Annotated in this window: 14 protein-coding genes; 12 read left to right on the top strand and 2 right to left on the bottom strand. The window is 51.5% G+C overall.

Translation table 11 applies throughout. From position 1 onward, the window contains the following. Positions 1–27 precede the first annotated feature (27 nt). The 4 genes from BOC67_RS19680 to BOC67_RS19665 are packed head-to-tail and all read left to right on the top strand — an operon-like array spanning position 28 to position 2,912. Complete coding sequence (locus BOC67_RS19680; RefSeq protein ID WP_291912676.1) at positions 28–801, top strand: DUF2520 domain-containing protein; 774 nt, start codon at positions 28–30, stop codon at positions 799–801. A gap of 36 nt (positions 802–837) precedes the next feature. Next, positions 838–1,359, top strand: a complete 522-nt coding sequence (locus BOC67_RS19675) for a 3-deoxy-D-manno-octulosonate 8-phosphate phosphatase (RefSeq protein WP_291912675.1) — start codon at positions 838–840, stop codon at positions 1,357–1,359. Between the two features lie 41 nt (positions 1,360–1,400). Further along, complete coding sequence (locus tag BOC67_RS19670; protein ID WP_291912674.1) at positions 1,401–2,342, top strand: geranylgeranylglycerol-phosphate geranylgeranyltransferase; 942 nt, start codon at positions 1,401–1,403, stop codon at positions 2,340–2,342. Continuing rightward, positions 2,343–2,912 (top strand): nucleoside triphosphate pyrophosphatase, encoded by a 570-nt coding sequence (locus tag BOC67_RS19665; RefSeq protein WP_291912673.1) that lies wholly within the window; start codon positions 2,343–2,345, stop codon positions 2,910–2,912. 242 nt (positions 2,913–3,154) lie between these two features. Here BOC67_RS19665 and BOC67_RS19660 read toward each other — a convergent pair whose 3' ends face one another. Beyond that, the gene (locus tag BOC67_RS19660; RefSeq protein WP_291912672.1) at positions 3,155–3,751 is read right to left on the bottom strand and encodes an RNA polymerase sigma-70 factor; all 597 of its coding nucleotides are present in this window, start codon (positions 3,749–3,751) and stop codon (positions 3,155–3,157) included. 279 nt (positions 3,752–4,030) lie between these two features. Between BOC67_RS19660 and BOC67_RS19655 the strand changes: the two genes are divergently transcribed. The 8 genes from BOC67_RS19655 to BOC67_RS19620 all read left to right on the top strand — a co-directional run bounded on the left by BOC67_RS19655 (position 4,031) and on the right by BOC67_RS19620 (position 17,405). After that, entirely contained in the window at positions 4,031–4,642 is a 612-nt protein-coding gene (locus BOC67_RS19655) for a hypothetical protein (RefSeq protein ID WP_291912671.1), read from the top strand. A 35-nt stretch (positions 4,643–4,677) separates the two neighbouring features. After that, a complete protein-coding gene (locus tag BOC67_RS19650; RefSeq protein ID WP_291912670.1) occupies positions 4,678–7,125 on the top strand; it encodes a zinc-dependent metalloprotease in 2,448 nt (815 codons plus the stop codon). A 153-nt stretch (positions 7,126–7,278) separates the two neighbouring features. Next, entirely contained in the window at positions 7,279–7,815 is a 537-nt protein-coding gene (locus BOC67_RS19645; RefSeq protein WP_291912668.1) for a hypothetical protein, read from the top strand. 39 nt (positions 7,816–7,854) lie between these two features. After that, positions 7,855–10,320, top strand: a complete 2,466-nt coding sequence (locus BOC67_RS19640; protein ID WP_291912692.1) for a zinc-dependent metalloprotease — start codon at positions 7,855–7,857, stop codon at positions 10,318–10,320. Positions 10,321–10,331: 11 nt separating this feature from the next. Further along, entirely contained in the window at positions 10,332–11,552 is a 1,221-nt protein-coding gene (locus BOC67_RS19635) for a FecR family protein (RefSeq protein WP_291912667.1), read from the top strand. A 206-nt stretch (positions 11,553–11,758) separates the two neighbouring features. Beyond that, positions 11,759–15,028 carry a SusC/RagA family TonB-linked outer membrane protein gene (locus BOC67_RS19630; protein ID WP_291912666.1) on the top strand — a complete coding sequence of 1,090 codons (3,270 nt, stop codon included), beginning with the start codon at positions 11,759–11,761 and terminating at the stop codon, positions 15,026–15,028. A gap of 20 nt (positions 15,029–15,048) precedes the next feature. Continuing rightward, on the top strand, positions 15,049–16,551 hold the full coding sequence (locus BOC67_RS19625) for a RagB/SusD family nutrient uptake outer membrane protein (RefSeq protein ID WP_291912665.1): 1,503 nt from the start codon (positions 15,049–15,051) through the stop codon (positions 16,549–16,551). Between the two features lie 257 nt (positions 16,552–16,808). Then, the gene (locus BOC67_RS19620) at positions 16,809–17,405 is read left to right on the top strand and encodes a hypothetical protein (protein ID WP_291912664.1); all 597 of its coding nucleotides are present in this window, start codon (positions 16,809–16,811) and stop codon (positions 17,403–17,405) included. Between the two features lie 113 nt (positions 17,406–17,518). Here the strand turns inward: BOC67_RS19620 and BOC67_RS19615 are convergent, their stop codons facing one another. After that, a complete protein-coding gene (locus tag BOC67_RS19615) occupies positions 17,519–18,700 on the bottom strand; it encodes a homoserine dehydrogenase (RefSeq protein WP_291912662.1) in 1,182 nt (393 codons plus the stop codon). Positions 18,701–18,733: the final 33 nt, after the last annotated feature.

The raw sequence follows: 18,733 nt of genomic DNA, 5'->3' as shown, positions 1-18,733 counted from the left end.
TATCCACCCACAAATAAAATAATATTAATGGATATCGTAATAGTTGGCACAGGCAATATTGCCCATTGTTTTGGTCACCTCCTGAAAATACACGGACACCAGGTTATTCAGATCGTAGGCCGTAACCAGGCCCGCGCTGCCGAATTGGGCGAGATGCTCCATTCACCTTATATCACCGACCTCCTCGATATTAATATGGAGGCGGATATGTACCTGCTGGCCGTTTCGGACGCTGCCTATCCGGTACTGAACGACGAGCTGCGCCTCGGGCGCCGCATGGTAGCCCACACCGCCGGCGCCGTGCCCCTGAGCGCCATCTCCAAAATTTCCTCCAATACGGGCGTGATCTACCCCCTCCAATCCATCCGGAAGGAAATCAAGAACTACCCGCCCATCCCCATCATGCTGGAAGCCAGTAACGACGAAGTGATGAAGCGCCTCCAGGCCCTGGCCCAGAGCATCGCCTCCCGAATAGCCGTGACGGACTCCCACCAGCGCCTGCAGTACCACCTGACGGCCGTACTGGTGAATAATTTCACCAACCACCTCTTCGCCCGGGCCAAAGCCTATTGCGAAAAGGAGCACCTGGACTTTACCCTCCTGCAACCTATTATAAAGGAAACCTTCGACCGGCTGGAGAAATTTGCCCCGGAAGCGGTGCAAACCGGCCCGGCCCTCCGGCAGGACGAAACCACCATGGCCCTCCACCGCGATCTCCTGACAAACGATGAATACCTCCAGCTGGTATATAATGTGATGTCGGACAGTATTTTTAACTTTCACAACACAGCCGGGAAATAGCATCTTGGCGCATAATTCGTATTTTCGCCGCCGACTATGAACATTTTAGCATTATTTAAGCCTATCACCACATTCGTTCTGGATGTGGACGGAGTATTGACTGACGGAACGGTACAACTGCTGCCGGGAGGAGAGCTGTCCCGCAAAATGAACATCAAGGACGGTTACGCCATGCAGCTGGCCGTCAAAAAAGGTTACCGGGTAGTCATCATCTCCGGGGGGAAGTCCGAAAGCGTGGTGAGTCGCCTGCAGGGCCTTGGCATTAAAGATATCTATGTTGGTATCGTGGATAAGAAGGAAAAGCTGCAGGATTATGTTTTTGAAAATGACCTCCGCTGGGATGAAATTTTATATATGGGAGATGATATCCCTGACTATGCCCCCATGCAACTGGTAGGTCTGGCAACCTGCCCGGCCGATGCCGCGCCTGAGATCAAAAGTATTTCCAGGTATGTGTCGCCCTACGGCGGTGGACTCGGCTGCGTGCGCGATATCATGGAGAAAGTGCTGAAATTGAACGACCACTGGATGATGGACGAAGGGATCGCCTCCCGTTAACGCCATCCATCCGCAACACAAAATTTTAACTCATTTATCCCATGAAACTCTGGGCCGCATTTTTCAGACTGATAAGATATCCAAACCTGGTATATATTGCCCTGACGCAGTTCCTGCTGCAATATTGCGTGGTGGCGCCCGTGCTGCACAGCGGCGGGGAAGAGCCCAGCCTGTCAGTCCCGCAGTTCATCCTGCTCTGCCTCTCCACCGTATTTGTGGCGGCAGCAGGGTATATCATCAACGACTACTTCGATATCAACATAGATATTATCAACAAGCCCGATAAAATGGTGCTGGACAAGGTGATCTCCCGACGCTGGGCGATGGCCTGGCACACCATATTAAATATGGCTGGGGTATCCCTGGGCTTCATCGTAGCCTGGAAAACCGGCCAGATCTACCTCGGCTTCACCCAGGTCATCTGCTCGCTGCTCCTCTGGTTTTATTCCACCTCCTTCAAGCGCCAGGCGCTCATCGGCAATGTGGTGATCTCCCTGCTTACTGCATTGTCCGTAGTAGTGGTGGGCTTTTACGAAAAGCAGATTTACCACAGCTTTGAAGCCATCATGTCGCCCATCGGCCGTAAACTCATCCAGATAATCGGCGTGTATGCGTTGTTTGCCTTCATTATTTCCATGGTACGGGAAATCGTAAAAGACCTGGAAGATATGATCGGCGACAGCAAGGACGGCTGCCGTACCATTCCCATTCTCTGGGGAGTACTGCCGGCCAAAAGGCTTTGTTATGCCCTCCTGCTGGGTTTGCAGGTAACTATTATTTTGGTAGAGATCAGAGTCTGGCTGTTGGGATGGTATATCGCCATTGGCTACCTTTTACTCCTCGTCCAACTGCCATGTTTGTACATCTATCAGCAACTGAAAAAGGCTACGACAGCCGCTGATTACCATAAGGTAAGCTCACTGGTAAAGCTGGTGATGCTGACCGGAATTTTATCCATGATCTTCTTTAAATTATTCTTATAAATGTATAAAGGCGATACCGTAGTACTGGCTTCACAGTCCCCGCGCAGGAAACAGCTGCTGGAACAAGCCAGGATTCCTTTTTCCGTGCAGGTCGCTGATACCGACGAATCATTTCCGGACGCTTTGCCCCTGGCAGATATCCCGGTGCACATTGCCCGTCAAAAAGCCGCTGTCATCGCAGCTATTACATCTCCCGAAAAAATAATAATAGCGGCAGACACCGTAGTGGTGCTGGATAATACGATTATCGGCAAGCCCCGCGACCGGGAAAATGCCATCCGCATCCTCACCGCCCTCAGCGGCCGTGAACATAAGGTGATAACGGGGGTGATTATACGTAATGCCGTTAAGGAAGTAGCCTTTTCAAAAGAAACCGGCGTGTTCTTTAACCCGCTCACGCAGGAACAGATTACCTATTATGTGGATAATTACAAACCATACGATAAAGCAGGCGCATATGCTATCCAGGAGTGGATCGGCGCAGTGGCCATTGATAAGATAGAGGGTTGCTTTTATAATGTAATGGGCTTGCCGGTGAGCAGGGTAGTGGAGGAGCTGGAAAAGTTTTAGCCCGCAGGTTGCGTGTGTCAATAATCATTATAACAGGCGGGGCGTTGCTCCGCCATGGGTTCTAAACAGCAAACAGTGTCTTCACTGCTTGCGCCTACCCCACCTACTTTCTAATAAATAAAATACCGCCACAGTAAATTATTAGCAACTTCAGCTCCTGATCACTGGCAGCAAACAATGTCTTCTACTTTTTCATCAATAAATTACTGCTACAGCAAATCATAAGCAGCAAACAATGTCTTCTACTTCTTCATCAATAAAATACTGCTACAGCAAATCATAAACAGCATCAGCTGCTGATCACTAAACCTCAAACGCAGTTGCTGCAAGGCTTTCGCCTTATGCTCCTTCACGGTAAATACAGATATCCCAAGCTGTTCCGCTATTTCATCATTCTTCATGCCTTCCAGGAAAATCATCCGGAATACCTGCTGCCGCTTCTCCGGCAACTTTTCTATCTCCCGGTAAATAGACTGCATCAGCTCTGATTGTATCATCCGCTGCAGGATCAGCTCATCTCCTTTTTTATCATCCAGGTAAAGCATCTCCTGCCGGAAGTGGTCCTGCACCTTCTGATGACGCAGGTGATTAAGGCTGGCATTTTTAGTTGTAGTATATAAAAAGCTCTTAATGCTTTTAGGGTGATCGAAATCTTCCTTCTTATTCCAGAGTTTCACGAAACCATCTTTCACGATATCCTCCGCATCAGCCATATTACCTAACAATTGCTCCGCAAAAAAACACAATGGCCGGTAATACTCTCTGAAGAAAGTATTAAACGCATTTGAATCTCCTTGCTGAAATGCAGGTATAAGATCTAGTAATAGATCGGCATTCATGAACAACAGCTGATTTAGAAAGTTTAGTCGTATAGCGGGAAAAGTGAGCTAAGCTATATAATCCCCTGCAAATTTACTAGGGCATGTTAAAAAATTATTTTTTTTCTGATACGGACTAGTTCATTTCAGCATCTACCGTGTTTGAGGTAGCGTAAAGAATTCGAAGCTATGCCGAAAAGGAATCTCGATTATTATTTGAAGTGCGCTATGGTATTGGCTTTGCCATGCGTTTTGAACGCTTGTTCCGATATGCCGGTGGAAAAAGAAAGCCGGAAAAAAATGCCTCAGTTGTATATGCCAATGGCGGAAGTACCCGGACTTCCCTTCATCTGTAACTTCGCAGGGGATGCTGCCGGCGACTTATTTCCTTTCCGTGTCCGGCAGGTCGACTGGTCGATGGATGCCGGCACAGGTTCATTTACTGCCGTCGCTATCCCGGATGCCGCCAAAGATTCCATTGCCTTTGATATGGCCCGTACTTACCGGCCGCTGGTAACTACCCTGCTGCAACGCTGGGCAGCGGCTTCCGGCAAAGGCATCCTGCTGGACCTGCGCAGCAGCGCAACAGCTACTGAGGGAGCGCAATATAATGTCAACGCCGGCGGTATCAACATCCCGGTAGTTCTACTGTGGGACCGCGCTTCCGCGCATCGCGCCTCCGCCTATAAAGCGCTGCTGGAATCCGTTCCGGACATGCGCCTGGTGAATGATCCGCATCCTGCCAAATACAAAACACTCATGGAATCCGTTCCAGACCTGCGCCTGGTAGATGCCCCGCATCCCGCCAAATACAACGAACACACGGAATCCCTTACGGACATACACCTGGTCGCTGCCCCGCATCCCGCCAACCACCCATCCCCATCCCCATCCCTTCATCCATACCAATAAACAATACACAATACACAATACACAATACACCTGTCATGAAACACTATACATACATCCCACTGGCAGCGCTGTTAGCTTCCTGTGCCGTTTTCAAAAGCCACAAGAAAAAAACGCCGCCCGCCGCCACCAATACCGCCGCTCCTGCGCCACGCCCTAACAGGAACGGCGTAAAACCTTACCAGGAAGTGATCAAAAACCTGGTGGCCAAACCCGGACTATTCACCGTTTATACTTCCGCTGATAAGGATAGTATCTACCTGGAAATTCCGGATAGTTTACTCAACCGCGACATCCTCGTGCTGAACCGCATCACGAAGAGCCCCGGTAACATTAACGTCTACGCCGGCGAGGAACTGGACCACAGCGTAATCAGCTTCGAGAAAGGACCCAACGAAACCATCTGCATCCGCGAAGTGGACACCGATAACTATGCGGACACTTCCAGCCTCTTTTATAACAGTATCAGCGCCAATAACCTTGGTCCTGTCATCGGGACGTTACCTGTTAAAGCCTACGGGAAGGATTCAGCATCCGTAGTGGTATTCTTCTCCCCCTATATAAAAGAAACCACCAGCTTTATACATACCGTGGAAAGGAACGATTCCCTGAAAAAAAGAATCGTGTACCCGCTGATCAAAAACATAACGGTAGCGGATATACGTTCTTATCCGCTAAACCTGGAACTCGCGGTAGACAAGGACTGCCCGGACAGGGAAGAAACGCACCAGTACTCCATCCAAACCAATACCTCCCTGGTACTGCTGCCGGCAACACCCATGGTGCGCAGGCCAATTGATGCCCGCGTCGGCTACTTCCCCACCTTCCAGAACAATTTTGAAGACGATCAGCAAAAAGCAGAACGGCTGGGCATCGCACGCCGCTGGCGGCTCGAACCCAAACCCGAAGACCTGGAAAAATATAAAAGAGGGGAACTCGTAGAACCGGCCAAACCCATCGTCTATTATATCGACCCTGCCACGCCTAAGAAATGGAGAAAATACCTCATCATGGGCGTCAACGACTGGCAGGCGGCCTTTGAAAAAGCCGGCTTCAAAAATGCCATCCTCGCAAAAGAATGGCCGGAAGGCGATTCCACCATGCATCCGGATGATGCGCGTTTCTCCTTTATCAACTACTTCCCTTCCGAAGTAGCTAACGCCTACGGGCCAAACGTAATTGATCCCCGCAGCGGCGAAATTATTCAAACGCACATCGGCTGGTACCACAACGTAATGAGCCTGCTGCGCAACTGGTACATGCTGCAGGCAGGCCCGAACGACCCGCAGGCACGCAAAGCGAAATTTGACGATGAACTGATGGGGCAACTGATCCGCTTCGTATCCAGCCATGAAGTAGGCCACACGCTCGGCCTGCGCCATAACTTCGGGAGCAGCAGCATGACCCCCGTGGATAGCCTGCGCAGCATTTCCTACCTGCGCGCCCATGGACATACCGCCAGCATCATGGACTATGCCCGCTTCAATTACGTAGCCCAGCCGGAAGATCATATCCCGCAACAGCTGCTGTTTCCACGCATCGGCGAGTACGACCAGTGGGCCATCAAATGGGGATATACCTACACCGGCAACGATATGCATGCCGATAGAAAACAATTCCACGATATGACCAGCGCCGCGCTGGCAGCTAATCCGCGCCTGTGGTTCGGAGATGGGGAGCTGAAAAAAATCGACCCCCGCTGCCAGACGGAAGACCTGGGCGACGATGCCGCCAAAGCCGGCGCCTGCGGCATCGCCAACCTCAAACGGGTAATGAAAAACCTGCCGGCATGGACCTACAACCCGGAAGGCCTGCACGATGACCTCTCCGCCATGTACCGCCAGGTTCGCGCCCAGTATTTCCGCTATATCAACCACGCCCTGCAATATGTAGGCACGCTTACCCACACCACCCGTGCGGACGGTGATCCGCAACCGGTCATGATGCCCGTGCCGCTGGACAAACAACTGGCCGCGCTGGACTTCCTCGACAAACAGCTATTCACCACACCGTACTGGCTGCTAGACCCGCTCATTACCAGCCTCGCCGCTGAACCCACGCCGGCAGGGCAGGAGTTTGTAGGCGATATACAGGCAAGGGTAATCAACTCCCTGCTGGATTATAAACGGCTCGACTATCAACAAACCAACTACGAACGCTTTGATAAAAAATCATTAGGCGTGGATAAATTATTAACGGTCCTCCACGGCATGATCTGGAAAGAGCTGAGCAACGGCAGCATAAAAATAGATCCCTACCGCCGCGATATGCAAAAGACCTACGTTGGCGCGCTGATCGACGACCTGAACAACCCTGCCAATGCGGAAGGCGAATCCGATATCCATTCCCTCCTGCTCCTGGAAGTGAACCGGCTGCAGCAACAGCTCAAACTGGCATTGCCCAAAGCCGGTACCACCCTGGATAAAGCGCACCTGACGGACCTCGCGGCCCGCCTGGAAAAATTTCAAAACCAACGTAAGAAATAAACCATAAAGTGTTGATGAAGGCTGGCCTCCCGCCAACCACCGGGAGGCTTTTTTTCAATGCTCATCATGGAATAAAAAATTATCCCGGTGACTAGTTCATTTCGCTGCCATGCGTGTTCTGGTTATCATAACAAACAGTATCACCTATTTGCTATGCCGTTTAATCATATAAAAACAGGCCTCCGGCTTACGCTGGCAGCAGCTTTCCCGCTGCTGCTGGGGAGTTGCTCCGAAGGAGTGAAAAAAGCGCCGCCCCGCAAAGTAATGCCCGGCGCCTACATGCCGCAGGAGTCAACCGAAACGCCAGGCCTGGTTAAAAAAGAATGGGACGACGCTTTACCTTTTGATACCCGTGTAGTAGATTTGTCGGCAGCAGATGTTACTACTACCTACTATAGTGTTGCCTTACCAGATAATTTCTATGATTCCATTGCTTTCAGCCTGGCGGAGAGATATCGCCCGATAGCCTTGCCGCTGTTACAGGAATGGCTGCAGTCAAACCGGAAAGGAATTGTACTTGACCTGCGGGCGGCCAATGGCCGCGCCATCAGCGCCACCTACGAAGTGACGTTGCAAAACCAAACCATGCCGTTGCAGCTGATCTGGGACGACGCCGCAAAGCAGCGGGCCGAAAAGTATATCAACCTGATCAGGACTATACCGGAAATACAGGCCGCAACAACTAAGTAATTTATTACTCATTCCAAACTCATTAATAGTAGATCTGTGATGAAACGCTATGCATATATTCCTTTAATTACACTGGCCGCTTCCTGCGCAGTGTTTAAAGGCGGACATAAAAAGAAACAAAAAGCAGCAGCAGCCGCGGCCGCCGCACCGGCAGCCCCGGTGGTAAAACCCAATAAAAACGGGGTGCTGCCTTTCGATAAAGTAATCTCCGGTACGCTGATAAAGAAACCGGGCCTGTTCACTATATACCAATCCAAAGAGCTGGATACTATCTATATGGAAATACCGGCCAGCCTGCTCGGCCGGGACATTATGGTGGTCAACCGTTTGAAAAAATCCCCCGCCGGCTCCGGCGTGTTTGCCGGCGAGTCGCTGGATGAAAATACCATCTACTTCGAACCCGGTGCAAATGAAACGCTGAAAATGCGCTTGAATGAAGTGATTGCCGATGCGGACAGCAGCGATATGATCTACAAGGCCGTCCTCCAGTCCAACAACGCGCCGGTAGTAGGCAGCTTACCGATTAAAGCATATGGTAAGGACTCCGCCAGCTACGTGGTGGACCTGGGCAAGTACCTGAAAGAACCCGCCGCTATCAGCAACGCTGTTGACCGCAGCAAACTTACTTCCCTCATCAGCGGCAAAACGTTCCGCGATATTGAAATCCTCACCATCGCCAGCTATCCTGAAAACCTGGAACTGGTGACCCGCAAAAATGCGAATGGCAAGCCCACCAAGGATAAAACTATGGGTGCGCCGATCTCGTTCGAAAACACCACTTCCTTTGTGCTGCTGCCTAAAGTGCCCATGCAACGCCGGTTTACAGATAACCGCGTCGGCTTTTTTGCGGACTACCTCACCGAGTTTGGGGACGACCAGCAACGCGCCGTCCGCCGGGATTTCATTGTCCGCTGGCGACTCGAACCAAAACCGGAAGACCTGGAAAAATACAAAAGAGGCGAACTGGTAGAACCGGCAAAACCGATTGTGTACTACATCGATCCTGCCACGCCAAAGCAATGGCGCAAATACCTGATCCAGGGCGTGAACGACTGGCAGGTGGCTTTCGAAAAAGCCGGCTTCAAAAACGCCATCATGGCTAAGGAATGGCCGGAGAATGATTCTACCATGAATATGGACGATGTGCGCTACTCCTTCATCAACTACTTCCCATCCGCTGTGGCGAATGCCTACGGGCCTAACGTGCATGACCCCCGCAGCGGCGAAATCATACAAACCCACATCGGCTGGTACCATAACGTAATGAGCCTCGTGCGCAACTGGTATATGATACAAGGCGCGCCCAACGATCCCATGGCCCGCAAACCGAAATTTGACGAGGAACTGATGGGACAGCTGATCCGCTTTGTATCCAGCCACGAAGTAGGCCATACCCTTGGCCTCCGCCATAACTTCGGCAGCAGCGCCATGACGCCGGTGGATAGCCTGCGCAGCGTTACCTACCTGCGTAAACACGGTCATACGGCCAGTATCATGGACTATGCACGCTTTAACTATGTAGCCCAACCGGAGGACAATATCCCGCAGGAACTGCTGTTCCCCAGGATAGGAGAATACGATCAATGGGCGATAGAATGGGGATATAAACTCATCTTTGCGCCTACAGCTGCCAAAGACAAAGAAATACTGGATAAGGTAGTCACGCAACGGCTCAACGAAAATCCGCGCCTCTGGTTCGGGGACGGGGAATCCCGACAGGACGATGCCCGCTGCCAAACGGAAGACCTCGGGGATAACGCCGCCAAAGCCAACGCCCTGGGTATCGAAAACCTGAAACGCGTCATGGCCAACCTCCCGCAGTGGACCAAAGAAGAAACCGGGCTGAATAACACGCTGGATGAGATGTACAAGGAAGTAAAAGCGCAGTTCCAGCGCTATCTCGATCATGTGATCAAAAATATAGGTACTACCAGCTACACGCCGCGCCCTGACGGCGATAGCCGCCCTGCCTTTGTGCCGGTAGAGCGGCAAAAGCAGATTGATGCCGTACAATTCTTTAACCAGCAGCTGTTCACCACGCCAACCTGGCTGCTGGACCCTAAGGTGACCAGTATGGTAGGCGAGCCTGCCGTGAAGGATTATATCCAGGATATCCAGAAGAAAGTGCTGTCTTCCCTGTATGCGCCCAACCGGCTGAACTTTATGCTGAGCAATGAACGCAGGTTCGGAAAGGACGCTTTGGGCGTCCAGGAATTCATCTCCCTGGTACACGATGGCATATGGAACAACCTGAAAGGCGGCAGCATCCAATCGGACGCTTACCGCCGCAACCTGCAGAAAGTGTACCTGAATACCGTAAACAATATCCTCGGGTCCATGTCCACGGATGATACGGAAACGGACGTCTCTTCCCTCATCCGCCTGGATGTAATAAAGATCCAGTCGCAGGTTAAACAAGCCATGAACAGCAGCAGCGATGTACTCACCAAAGCGCACCTGGCTGATATCAATGGCAGGATAGAAAAAATATTATCGAAAAAATAAAAGATAGTTAAGTGTCAACACCATTCTCCGGTCAGCAGGAAATTGAAATCATGGAAAAAATAGCCGGCTTGCTATTAGGCAGGGAAAGAGGCACGCTTACAGAAGCGGAAAGCCGGGAGCTGCAACAGTGGCTCAACGCGCAATCCGCCGCCAGCAACGCCTTCTATGACAACATGACCACCGCTGCCAGTATGGAAGCCTCCTTACGGATGCTGCAACAGGTGGATGAAGACGCTGCCTGGAAGGATGTCTGTAATCGTATAGGCGTTCCCGTTGATACAAGAATAGTTCCCGCAAAACGGGTATGGATGCGATGGGCTGCCGCAGCGGCCATCGCAGCTGTAATTGTTACTTCCGCCATACTAGTCCTTCATAAGCAAAACAAAACCCTGGAAACTCCTATGGCAGCGCGTTACAATAGTAGCGTGCTGCCTGGTGGAGACAAGGCAGTGCTGGAACTCGCCGATGGCAGCCGCATCCTGCTGGACAGCGCTTCCAAAGGGCTGCTGGCCGTGCAGGGCAATACCCGCGTGCTGAAGAAGGAGGATGGTACAATTGCCTATGCGGCGCCGGCAGCTGCCGCTCCGCAGGAAATCACCTATAATAAGATCAGTACTCCCCGCGGCGGCCAATACAAACTTGTGCTGCCGGATGGCACACAGGTATGGCTAAACGCAGCTTCCTCCCTGCGCTACCCGGCTGTGTTTACGGGTACTGACAGAACGGTGGAACTCACCGGGGAAGCCTATTTCGACGTAGCGCCGGACGCAGCCCGCCAGTTTACCGTACTGGCAGCAGGAGGCCTGCAGGTGCAGGTCCTCGGTACCGGCTTCAACATACAGGCTTATCCGGATGAACCGGTACACACGGCTACGCTGGAATCCGGCAAGATACGCGTCGCCGGCAACGGGCATTCAGCAGTACTCCGCCCCGGCCAGCAAACGCTGACGGATGCGGCTGATCAGTTCAAAGTCGTCACAGCGGATATGGAGGCAACACTGGCCTGGAAAGCCGGCGTATTCTATCTGCAGGATGCCACCATCGGCGAAATCATGCGGCAAATAAGCCGCTGGTATGATGTGGATGTTATTTACGAAGGAAATATCACCCAGCAGTTCATCGGCAAGATCCCGCGCAATACCAACCTGGCGGACGTCTTGACCATACTGGAATCAACAGGATATGTACATTTTCAGCTGAAAGGAAAACAATTGATCGTTCAACCAAAATAGCAGTAGCTGCATCGTTTTATTACCATTATTCTAATTTTTTGAAATTCTTCTGCCTGATGAAGTCTGAAAAAATTGGGGCGTTACATTTAAATGCCTGCCTGCCTTCCCTTTATGGAAGGCTGTTGCGTAGTGCTTTTGCACTGGCCGTATTGTTAGCCTTTACGCCAGCGTTATCCGCGCAAACCGTTAATCTCTCCCTAAAAAATATGCCTATTGAAAAGGCTTGCAAGGAGATAGAAAAACAAACCGGCTATAACTTCGTATATCCGAAAGATTTACGGGAAACAAATTACCAGGTAAACCTGGACCTGAAAAACGAAGACGTGAAGACCGCCATTGGTAAAGTCTTCCAGGGCTCTCCGTTCGAATACCGCGTGGTCAACAAAGTGGTGTCCGTCAATACCGCTGCCGGCAAAAAATCAGGCGGCGCCCCCGTAGCCGATACCATCAATATCACCGGAACCGTGTACGGCGAAGGGGCTATTAAACTCCCCAACGCCTCCGTCAGAAGCTCCGTGACGAAAAAACAAGCCCTTACGGACGAGCAAGGCAATTTTGTGTTGCATGGGGTTAAATTAGGGGAAGAAATTATGGTTTCGTTTATCGGTTACGCGTCCGCGAAGGAATTGCTCATCAGTACCAGCCAACGCAACTATTCCTTCTTTATGAAACCGGCCGAGAACCAGCTGGATAAAGTGGTCGTGAAAGCTTACGGTACCACAACGCAACGTTTTTCCACCGGCAGTATGACCACCATCTCCGGGAAAGAAATTGAAAACCTGCCCATCACCAACCCGCTGCAAGCCCTGGAAGGCCGCGTAGCCGGACTGCTTATCACCCAAACCAGCGGCAGCCCCGCAGCGCCGGTACGTATGCAGATCCGCGGACGGAATACAATTAATCCCAACTTCTCCGCGGAACCGCTGGTGATTGTGGACGGTATCCCCATGTCCGTACTGGACCTGAAAGCGAATCCGAATAATGTGAACACGCCCGCCATTATCTCCCAGCTATCCTACGGTCTTGATCAGGGTAGCACCACAGGCCTCAGTCCCTTTTTCGGCATCGATCCCCGGACGATCGCTTCCATCTCCGTCCTGAAAGATGCGGATGCTACCGCTATTTACGGCAGCCGCGGCGCCAACGGCGTTATCCTCATCACTACCAAAAAAGGCGCGATCGGACCTACACGGTTCAACGTCAGCTTTTCAGAAGGGCTGACTATGGTCCGCAGGTACCAGCACATGCTCAATACGCCGGATTACCTGCAAATGCGCCGGGAAGCTTTTAAGAACGCCGGCGTTACCCCTACGCTCAATGAAGGCATCGGCCTGGCGCCGGACCTGCTGCTCTGGGATACCACCCGGTACACGGACTGGCAGCGCGTGCTGTACGGCGGCGTTGGCAAACGTATTGCCACCGGCATCGGGATGACGGGCGGCGTAGCCGGTACCACTTACAACGTTTCCGCCAACTATACCAAAGAAGAAGGGATCAGCAATTTCGGCGGTGGCGTGCATACAGGCGGACTGAATTTTTCTTTGAATAATACCAGCTTTAACAATAAGCTCCTCATCAGTCTGAATTCCGGCATCGGTTTCGGATATAATAACCAGGTAAGAATGCCGGAAGCCCTTTCTACTTTAGCGCCAAATGCGCCGCCTATCTTCACGGCAGACGGGAAGTTTAATAAGGCAGGATGGGCCGGCGTCAACTTCAATGCCGGTACTTCCAACTTCTCTGATTTCCTGTTTAAAATGCTGTCCACCAAAACGGAACAAAAACCTTTTAATTCGCGTATAGGCGGTACCGTTACCTATAATATCCTGAAAGGTTTATCCTTTTCCACCAACATCGGTTACCAGTTAAACATCACCAATTCCAGCACTGCCACGCCGCCTTACGTCAGTTTCGTCGGTTCGCAGTCGGGTAATGTCGACCTCGGTAAGCTCAGCCAGTTCCGGACGCAGAATAGTAACTTCATTGTGGAACCACAACTCAACTATTCCTTTGTTTTAGGGCAACAGGGGCAGGTGTCCCTCCTGGCCGGTAGTACCTACCAATACACGCAAACGACGGCCATCGCTGAGCTGGGGTCCGATTATACCTCCGGGGACCTGATGAACAGCATCGCTAACGCTCCTTCTTTATCCATTACGGAAAATGCCGCCAAATATAAGTATGCAGGTATTTTCGGCTCCCTCAATTACAACTATGCAGGTAAATATATTTTGAACCTGACAGCCAGGAGGGACGGTAGCAGCCGCTTTGGCCCCGGTAAACAGTTCGGTACCTTCTCCTCCGTAGGCGGCGCCTGGATTGCCTCTGAAGAAAAATGGATGCGCGCATTTTTGCCGGAAGCGATCAGCCTTTTAAAACTCCGCCTGACCTACGGAACCACCGGTTCCGACGCAGTAGGGGAATACCAGTTCCTCCCGCAATGGGGCAGCAATGGCGCCGGCGGTAAGCTGCCTAACTATAACGGCTACTCGCCGCTGCTGCTGCAATGGCAGGCCAATAACCAGTTCCACTGGCCAACCAAAAAATCGCTGGACCTGGCGCTGAATACCGCCTTCCTGGACGATAACATCAGCCTGGATGTGAACCTCTACCGCAATACCTGCGATGACCAGCTCTTATCCTACAGCACAGCCTTTATCACCGGGCTGGGCAACGTGGTCACCAACCTGCCGGCCAATGTGGAAAACAAAGGGATGGATATTACCCTGGGCGGCCGGCTGATTGCTAAAAAGAATATTAACTGGTTCGTCAGCTTCAATACCAGCTTCGAGAAGAATAAACTGCTGTCCTATCCCGGTATCGAAGAGTCTTCCTACTTCACCAAATACATCATCGGCAACTCCCTGGATGCAGTGTACCTGTATCACTTCCTCGGCATCGATCCGGCCACGGGCATACCCATGTTCGAAGATTACGATAAGGACGGGCAAATCAGCACCACGCAGAATGCGCCGCCCGGCACGGGCGACAACCGTATCGTCCTCAATACGCAACCCAAATTCTACGGCGGTTTCCAGACAACCTTCCGGTACAAACAATTTAGTTTGTCGGCTAACCTTTCGTTTAAGCGCTGGTACACTTCTACCAACAATGCGCTGCAAACCGTAGGTACCATGCGCAATGTCACCTACGACCAGTTCAACGCAAGGTGGAAAGGCCCGGGGGATCACTCCGCCGGCATGCGGCCTTATTTACAGCAGGAAACCGGGGCAGGCCTTGCCGTAGAATCAGACGGCAGGTATAAAATGATCAACCTGCTGCGCTTACAGGGCGCCACCCTTACCTACAGCATGCCGGAAGCATGGACCAGGAAGGCGAAGCTCCGCGGCGTGTACTTTGATGTGTCCTGCGATAACCTCTTTATGCTCACCAACTACCAGGGCGTGGATCCTGAAGTGGCCCTCACTGATCCGGCCATGCGTAAAATAAACTTTGGTATCAGGTGCGATTTATAATGCCTCAATTCAAGAAAATTATGTTTGATTTAAATAAATTACCATACCGGTTGTTCATTACAGCTTTGCTGGCAGGGGCGGGCCTTTCCTCCTGTACAAAACTGATTGAAATAGACCCGCCGATCAGCACCGTAGGCACGGAAATCGTTTTTAAAAATGACCAGAATGCCAATGCAGCGCTGGCAGCCGCCTACTCCCTGATGGCCAGCGAAGATGGAGAGCAGGTGAGCGCTTTCAACGGCGGGCTCACCATCGGCGGCGGGCTCCTGAGCGATGAGCTGGAACTAACCTATGGCTCCCAGAATGAATTGCTGTATCCCTACAATACTTGCCAGATGGTCAAGGCGGACCCCTATTCCGTTACCTACTGGGCCAAGCCATATCGTATCATCTACACCGTCAACTCCGTGCTGGAAGGACTGGCGTCCGCTAACAACATTTCTGACAGTACCCGGCAGCGCATTACCGGCGAGGCGAAGTTCCTCCGCGCCTATGCCTATTTCCTGCTGGTGAACTGCTTTGGCGAGGTGCCGCTGATTATGGTGACGGACGTGAACCAGAACATGAGCAAGGGCCGTAGCCCGGTACCCGCCGTATATGCGCAGATAGAAGCGGATTTAAAGGAAGCGGAAGCGCTGCTGCAGGATAACTATACAGCCACTGGCAACAATAAATCCCAGGTCAATAAATACGGCGCGGCAACCATGCTCGCGCGGGTGTACCTCTATCAGCAAAAGTGGGCGGAAGCAGCCGCCCAGGCGGACCTGGTGATCAACAGCCGCAAATACCAGCTGACGGCCCTGGAAAAAACTTTTGAACCCAACAGCCAGGAAGCCATCTGGCAGCTGCAAGGCAGTTCCCAGGGGATGGGGCAACTGCCGGAAGCCTTTATGGTCTCGCCTTTATTCAAGTTGTCGGATTACCCGGATATGGAGGAATTATATACCACGCCTGATATGTGGTCATCCCTTTCCTTCATGATTCTGCCACAGTTAAAATTTACAACGCAGCAGGTGCAGGCTTTTGAAGCCGGCGACCAGCGCCTGGTGAAATGGGCCTCCCGCACGCTCACGCCAAAGGAGGAGCCCTATAACGCCGTGCCCGTGTATTACGCCTGGAAGTACGCCCTGGCGGACCCGCAGGGGACCTATAAAGGCAACCTGAGCATGATGGCGCTGCGCCTCGGGGAGGTGTACCTCATACGCGCGGAAGCTAATGCGCAGCTGGGCAAAACCACGGAGGCCGCGGCGGATATCAATATTATCCGTACCCGCGCAGGCCTCGGCAATACCACCGCAGCCAGCCGGGATGCATTGCTGGATGCCGTTATGCACGAACGGCAGACGGAGCTGTTTGCGGAAGGCGGCCACCGCTGGCTGGATCTCAAGCGTACTGGCAAAGCCTCGGCGGTGCTGAGTAAGCTGGCGTATAAACAGCCCTGGTCGGCCCATCGGCTCCTGCTCCCCATTCCCATTTCAGAAATGATCGCCAATCCTAAACTGATGCCTAATCCGGGGTATTAATTTTTTTAGGGGGGGAAGAGAGATTTACCGTCACGCCGCAATAGGGTAACGGTAACACCATCAATCGCGCAGGGAGCATGCCATCGCCATCCTCCCGCTGACGGGAGGCCCGTCCTGTTAAACGCTTAAAGGGAGAGTGCCGCAGGCGCTCTCCCTTTGCCGTTTTGCTGCGTTATCATGTTAAAGAAGAAGGTTCCGTTTTCCTGTGAATTTTATTACTATTGTAACCAACATAAGCCTATATACCTATGCGCCCCATGTTCGGCAAGAGAATAGCCTTAATAAAATTTGACCTCGTAACAGATACTCCTTGCCCCGAATGCCGTGCCACCCAACTACAGGTAAGGGTCATGCGGGATTATCATCATTTCCTGACCGTGCCTTTATACCCCACCGGCCGGAAGATGGTCACCATTTACTGTAGCAGTTGCGGCAATGGCCAACGTGTACCGGCTATACGGGAAAAATACTTGCAAACGGCAACGCCTGCACTCCTCTACGCCGGCGCCTTACCCTTCTTCTGGATGACACTCTATGCTTACCTTTCCGATAAAGCCGCCCAAAGGCGTATCCGCCAATGCGCTGCTGATCCGCAAGTAGGCGATGTGTACCAGATGAAAGCTTACTCCAACGGTACGCCTATGTTCTTTTTCCTGCGGTTGTTGCAGCTGGATGAGGAAGGGAAAGCGCATTTTTACCTGGCCCCGCCCATCTACCGCACACATATGCGCAGAATGGACAAAAAGGACCAACGCAATTACAGCGATACGCCTAACTGGACTTACCTGCGTACGGACCTGCCGGGGAAGGTGGCAGACGGTATTGTGATGGACATCCGCCGCAATGGGTGGTAAAAAAATACGGCGCAGAAAACTGCGCCGTCGAGATGGTTGGTTCCGCTTTGCGGAAATGCATTGCGGCTGGTTTCTGATCTTGTTTTCTATATCTGACTAAACAATAGTTACGCTTATTCCAATACCAGCAGGTTCACATCTTTATTTTTCAGCCATGCAGCATCTTTCAGTTTCTGCAGGTTGATGGTGCCTACTACATAACGCCATGCGGCGGACTCATATTTTTCTTCAATGCTGAAGAACTCGGTCAGGTCCACCTGGTCAGGAGTTTTGTAACGGAGGTAGATTTTCAGCTTCACATCGTTGGTGAAAGCCGGCTGGTTGTTTTGCTTGATCTTCTTGTATTCGTAACGGTAGTTGTACAACAGCGCGGAGATGTCGGACAGTACGGCGCTACCGGTAGCGGTGCCGCCCGCTCCCTTGCCTACAAAGAATTGTTTATCCGTGAAAGCGCTTTCCAGCAGGATGCCGTTGTATTCATTATATACATCGTAGAGCAGGTTGTGTTCTTTCACGAGGTGAGGCAGTACAAACGCAAATACGTTTCCGTTGTTGCGGCGGCAGTGCCCAATGAGTTTGATCGTAGAATTACGTTGTTTGGCGAACTGGATATCGAAATCATTCAGGTGATGAATACCGAAGTTGAACACTTCTTCCGGTTTTACGAATGTACCGAAGGCATGCAACAGGAGGATGACGATTTTGAATTTAGGATCATATCCTTCGATGTCGAGGGTAGGATCGGTTTCCGCGAAGCCCAGTTCCTGCGCCTGTTTCAGCGCCGTGTCGAAGCTCAGGTTTTCTTCGAAAATTTTGGTGAGTATATAGTTCGTAGAGCCGTTGCAGATACCTTCCACCGCGTTCAGCAAGTCGTTGTCGTAGTATTCTTCCAGGTTACGGATGATGGGAATACTGGCGCAGCTGGATGCTTCGTACAGGAAAGGCACTTTGTTTTCCGCCTGCAGCTGGTACAGGGAAGCGAGGTTTTCAGCAATCATGCGTTTGCTGGCGCTCACTACTGCTTTGCCGTTGCGCAGGGCGGTGCTGACGATCTCAAATGCTGCATCTGTTTCATTGATGAGTTCCACAACCACGTCAATGGTAGGATCTTCGAGAATTTCATTTTTGTCAGTAGTAAAATAACTGCTGTCGATTGGTCTTGATTTGTTAGGATCTTTAATACAGATTTTTTTAATCCTTGCATTAATACCTTTTGTTCTGTTCAAAACTTCATACAACCCTTGTCCTACGCAGCCGAATCCGAAAATACCTAAATTGATGATCTTGTTTTCCATATCTAACTTATAACTTCTGGTGGTCATCAATCA

It is taken from the genome of Chitinophaga sp. CB10, from assembly GCA_001870995.2.
Lineage (GTDB): Bacteria > Bacteroidota > Bacteroidia > Chitinophagales > Chitinophagaceae > Chitinophaga.
The sequence above is the reverse complement of the archived record's forward strand: the minus strand, read 5'-3'. Positions and strand labels throughout refer to the sequence as shown.

Coding starts and splice junctions, on each gene's coding strand:
- BOC67_RS19660 (WP_291912672.1), bottom strand. CDS start 3,751: ATGAATGCCGATCTATTACTAGATCTTATACCTGCATTTCAGCAAGGA.
- BOC67_RS19640 (WP_291912692.1), top strand. CDS start 7,855: ATGAAACGCTATGCATATATTCCTTTAATTACACTGGCCGCTTCCTGC.
- BOC67_RS19620 (WP_291912664.1), top strand. CDS start 16,809: ATGTTCGGCAAGAGAATAGCCTTAATAAAATTTGACCTCGTAACAGAT.
- BOC67_RS19615 (WP_291912662.1), bottom strand. CDS start 18,700: ATGGAAAACAAGATCATCAATTTAGGTATTTTCGGATTCGGCTGCGTA.
- BOC67_RS19670 (WP_291912674.1), top strand. CDS start 1,401: ATGAAACTCTGGGCCGCATTTTTCAGACTGATAAGATATCCAAACCTG.
- BOC67_RS19675 (WP_291912675.1), top strand. CDS start 838: ATGAACATTTTAGCATTATTTAAGCCTATCACCACATTCGTTCTGGAT.
- BOC67_RS19645 (WP_291912668.1), top strand. CDS start 7,279: ATGCCGTTTAATCATATAAAAACAGGCCTCCGGCTTACGCTGGCAGCA.
- BOC67_RS19630 (WP_291912666.1), top strand. CDS start 11,759: ATGCCTATTGAAAAGGCTTGCAAGGAGATAGAAAAACAAACCGGCTAT.
- BOC67_RS19655 (WP_291912671.1), top strand. CDS start 4,031: ATGCCTCAGTTGTATATGCCAATGGCGGAAGTACCCGGACTTCCCTTC.
- BOC67_RS19625 (WP_291912665.1), top strand. CDS start 15,049: ATGTTTGATTTAAATAAATTACCATACCGGTTGTTCATTACAGCTTTG.
- BOC67_RS19665 (WP_291912673.1), top strand. CDS start 2,343: ATGTATAAAGGCGATACCGTAGTACTGGCTTCACAGTCCCCGCGCAGG.
- BOC67_RS19680 (WP_291912676.1), top strand. CDS start 28: ATGGATATCGTAATAGTTGGCACAGGCAATATTGCCCATTGTTTTGGT.
- BOC67_RS19650 (WP_291912670.1), top strand. CDS start 4,678: ATGAAACACTATACATACATCCCACTGGCAGCGCTGTTAGCTTCCTGT.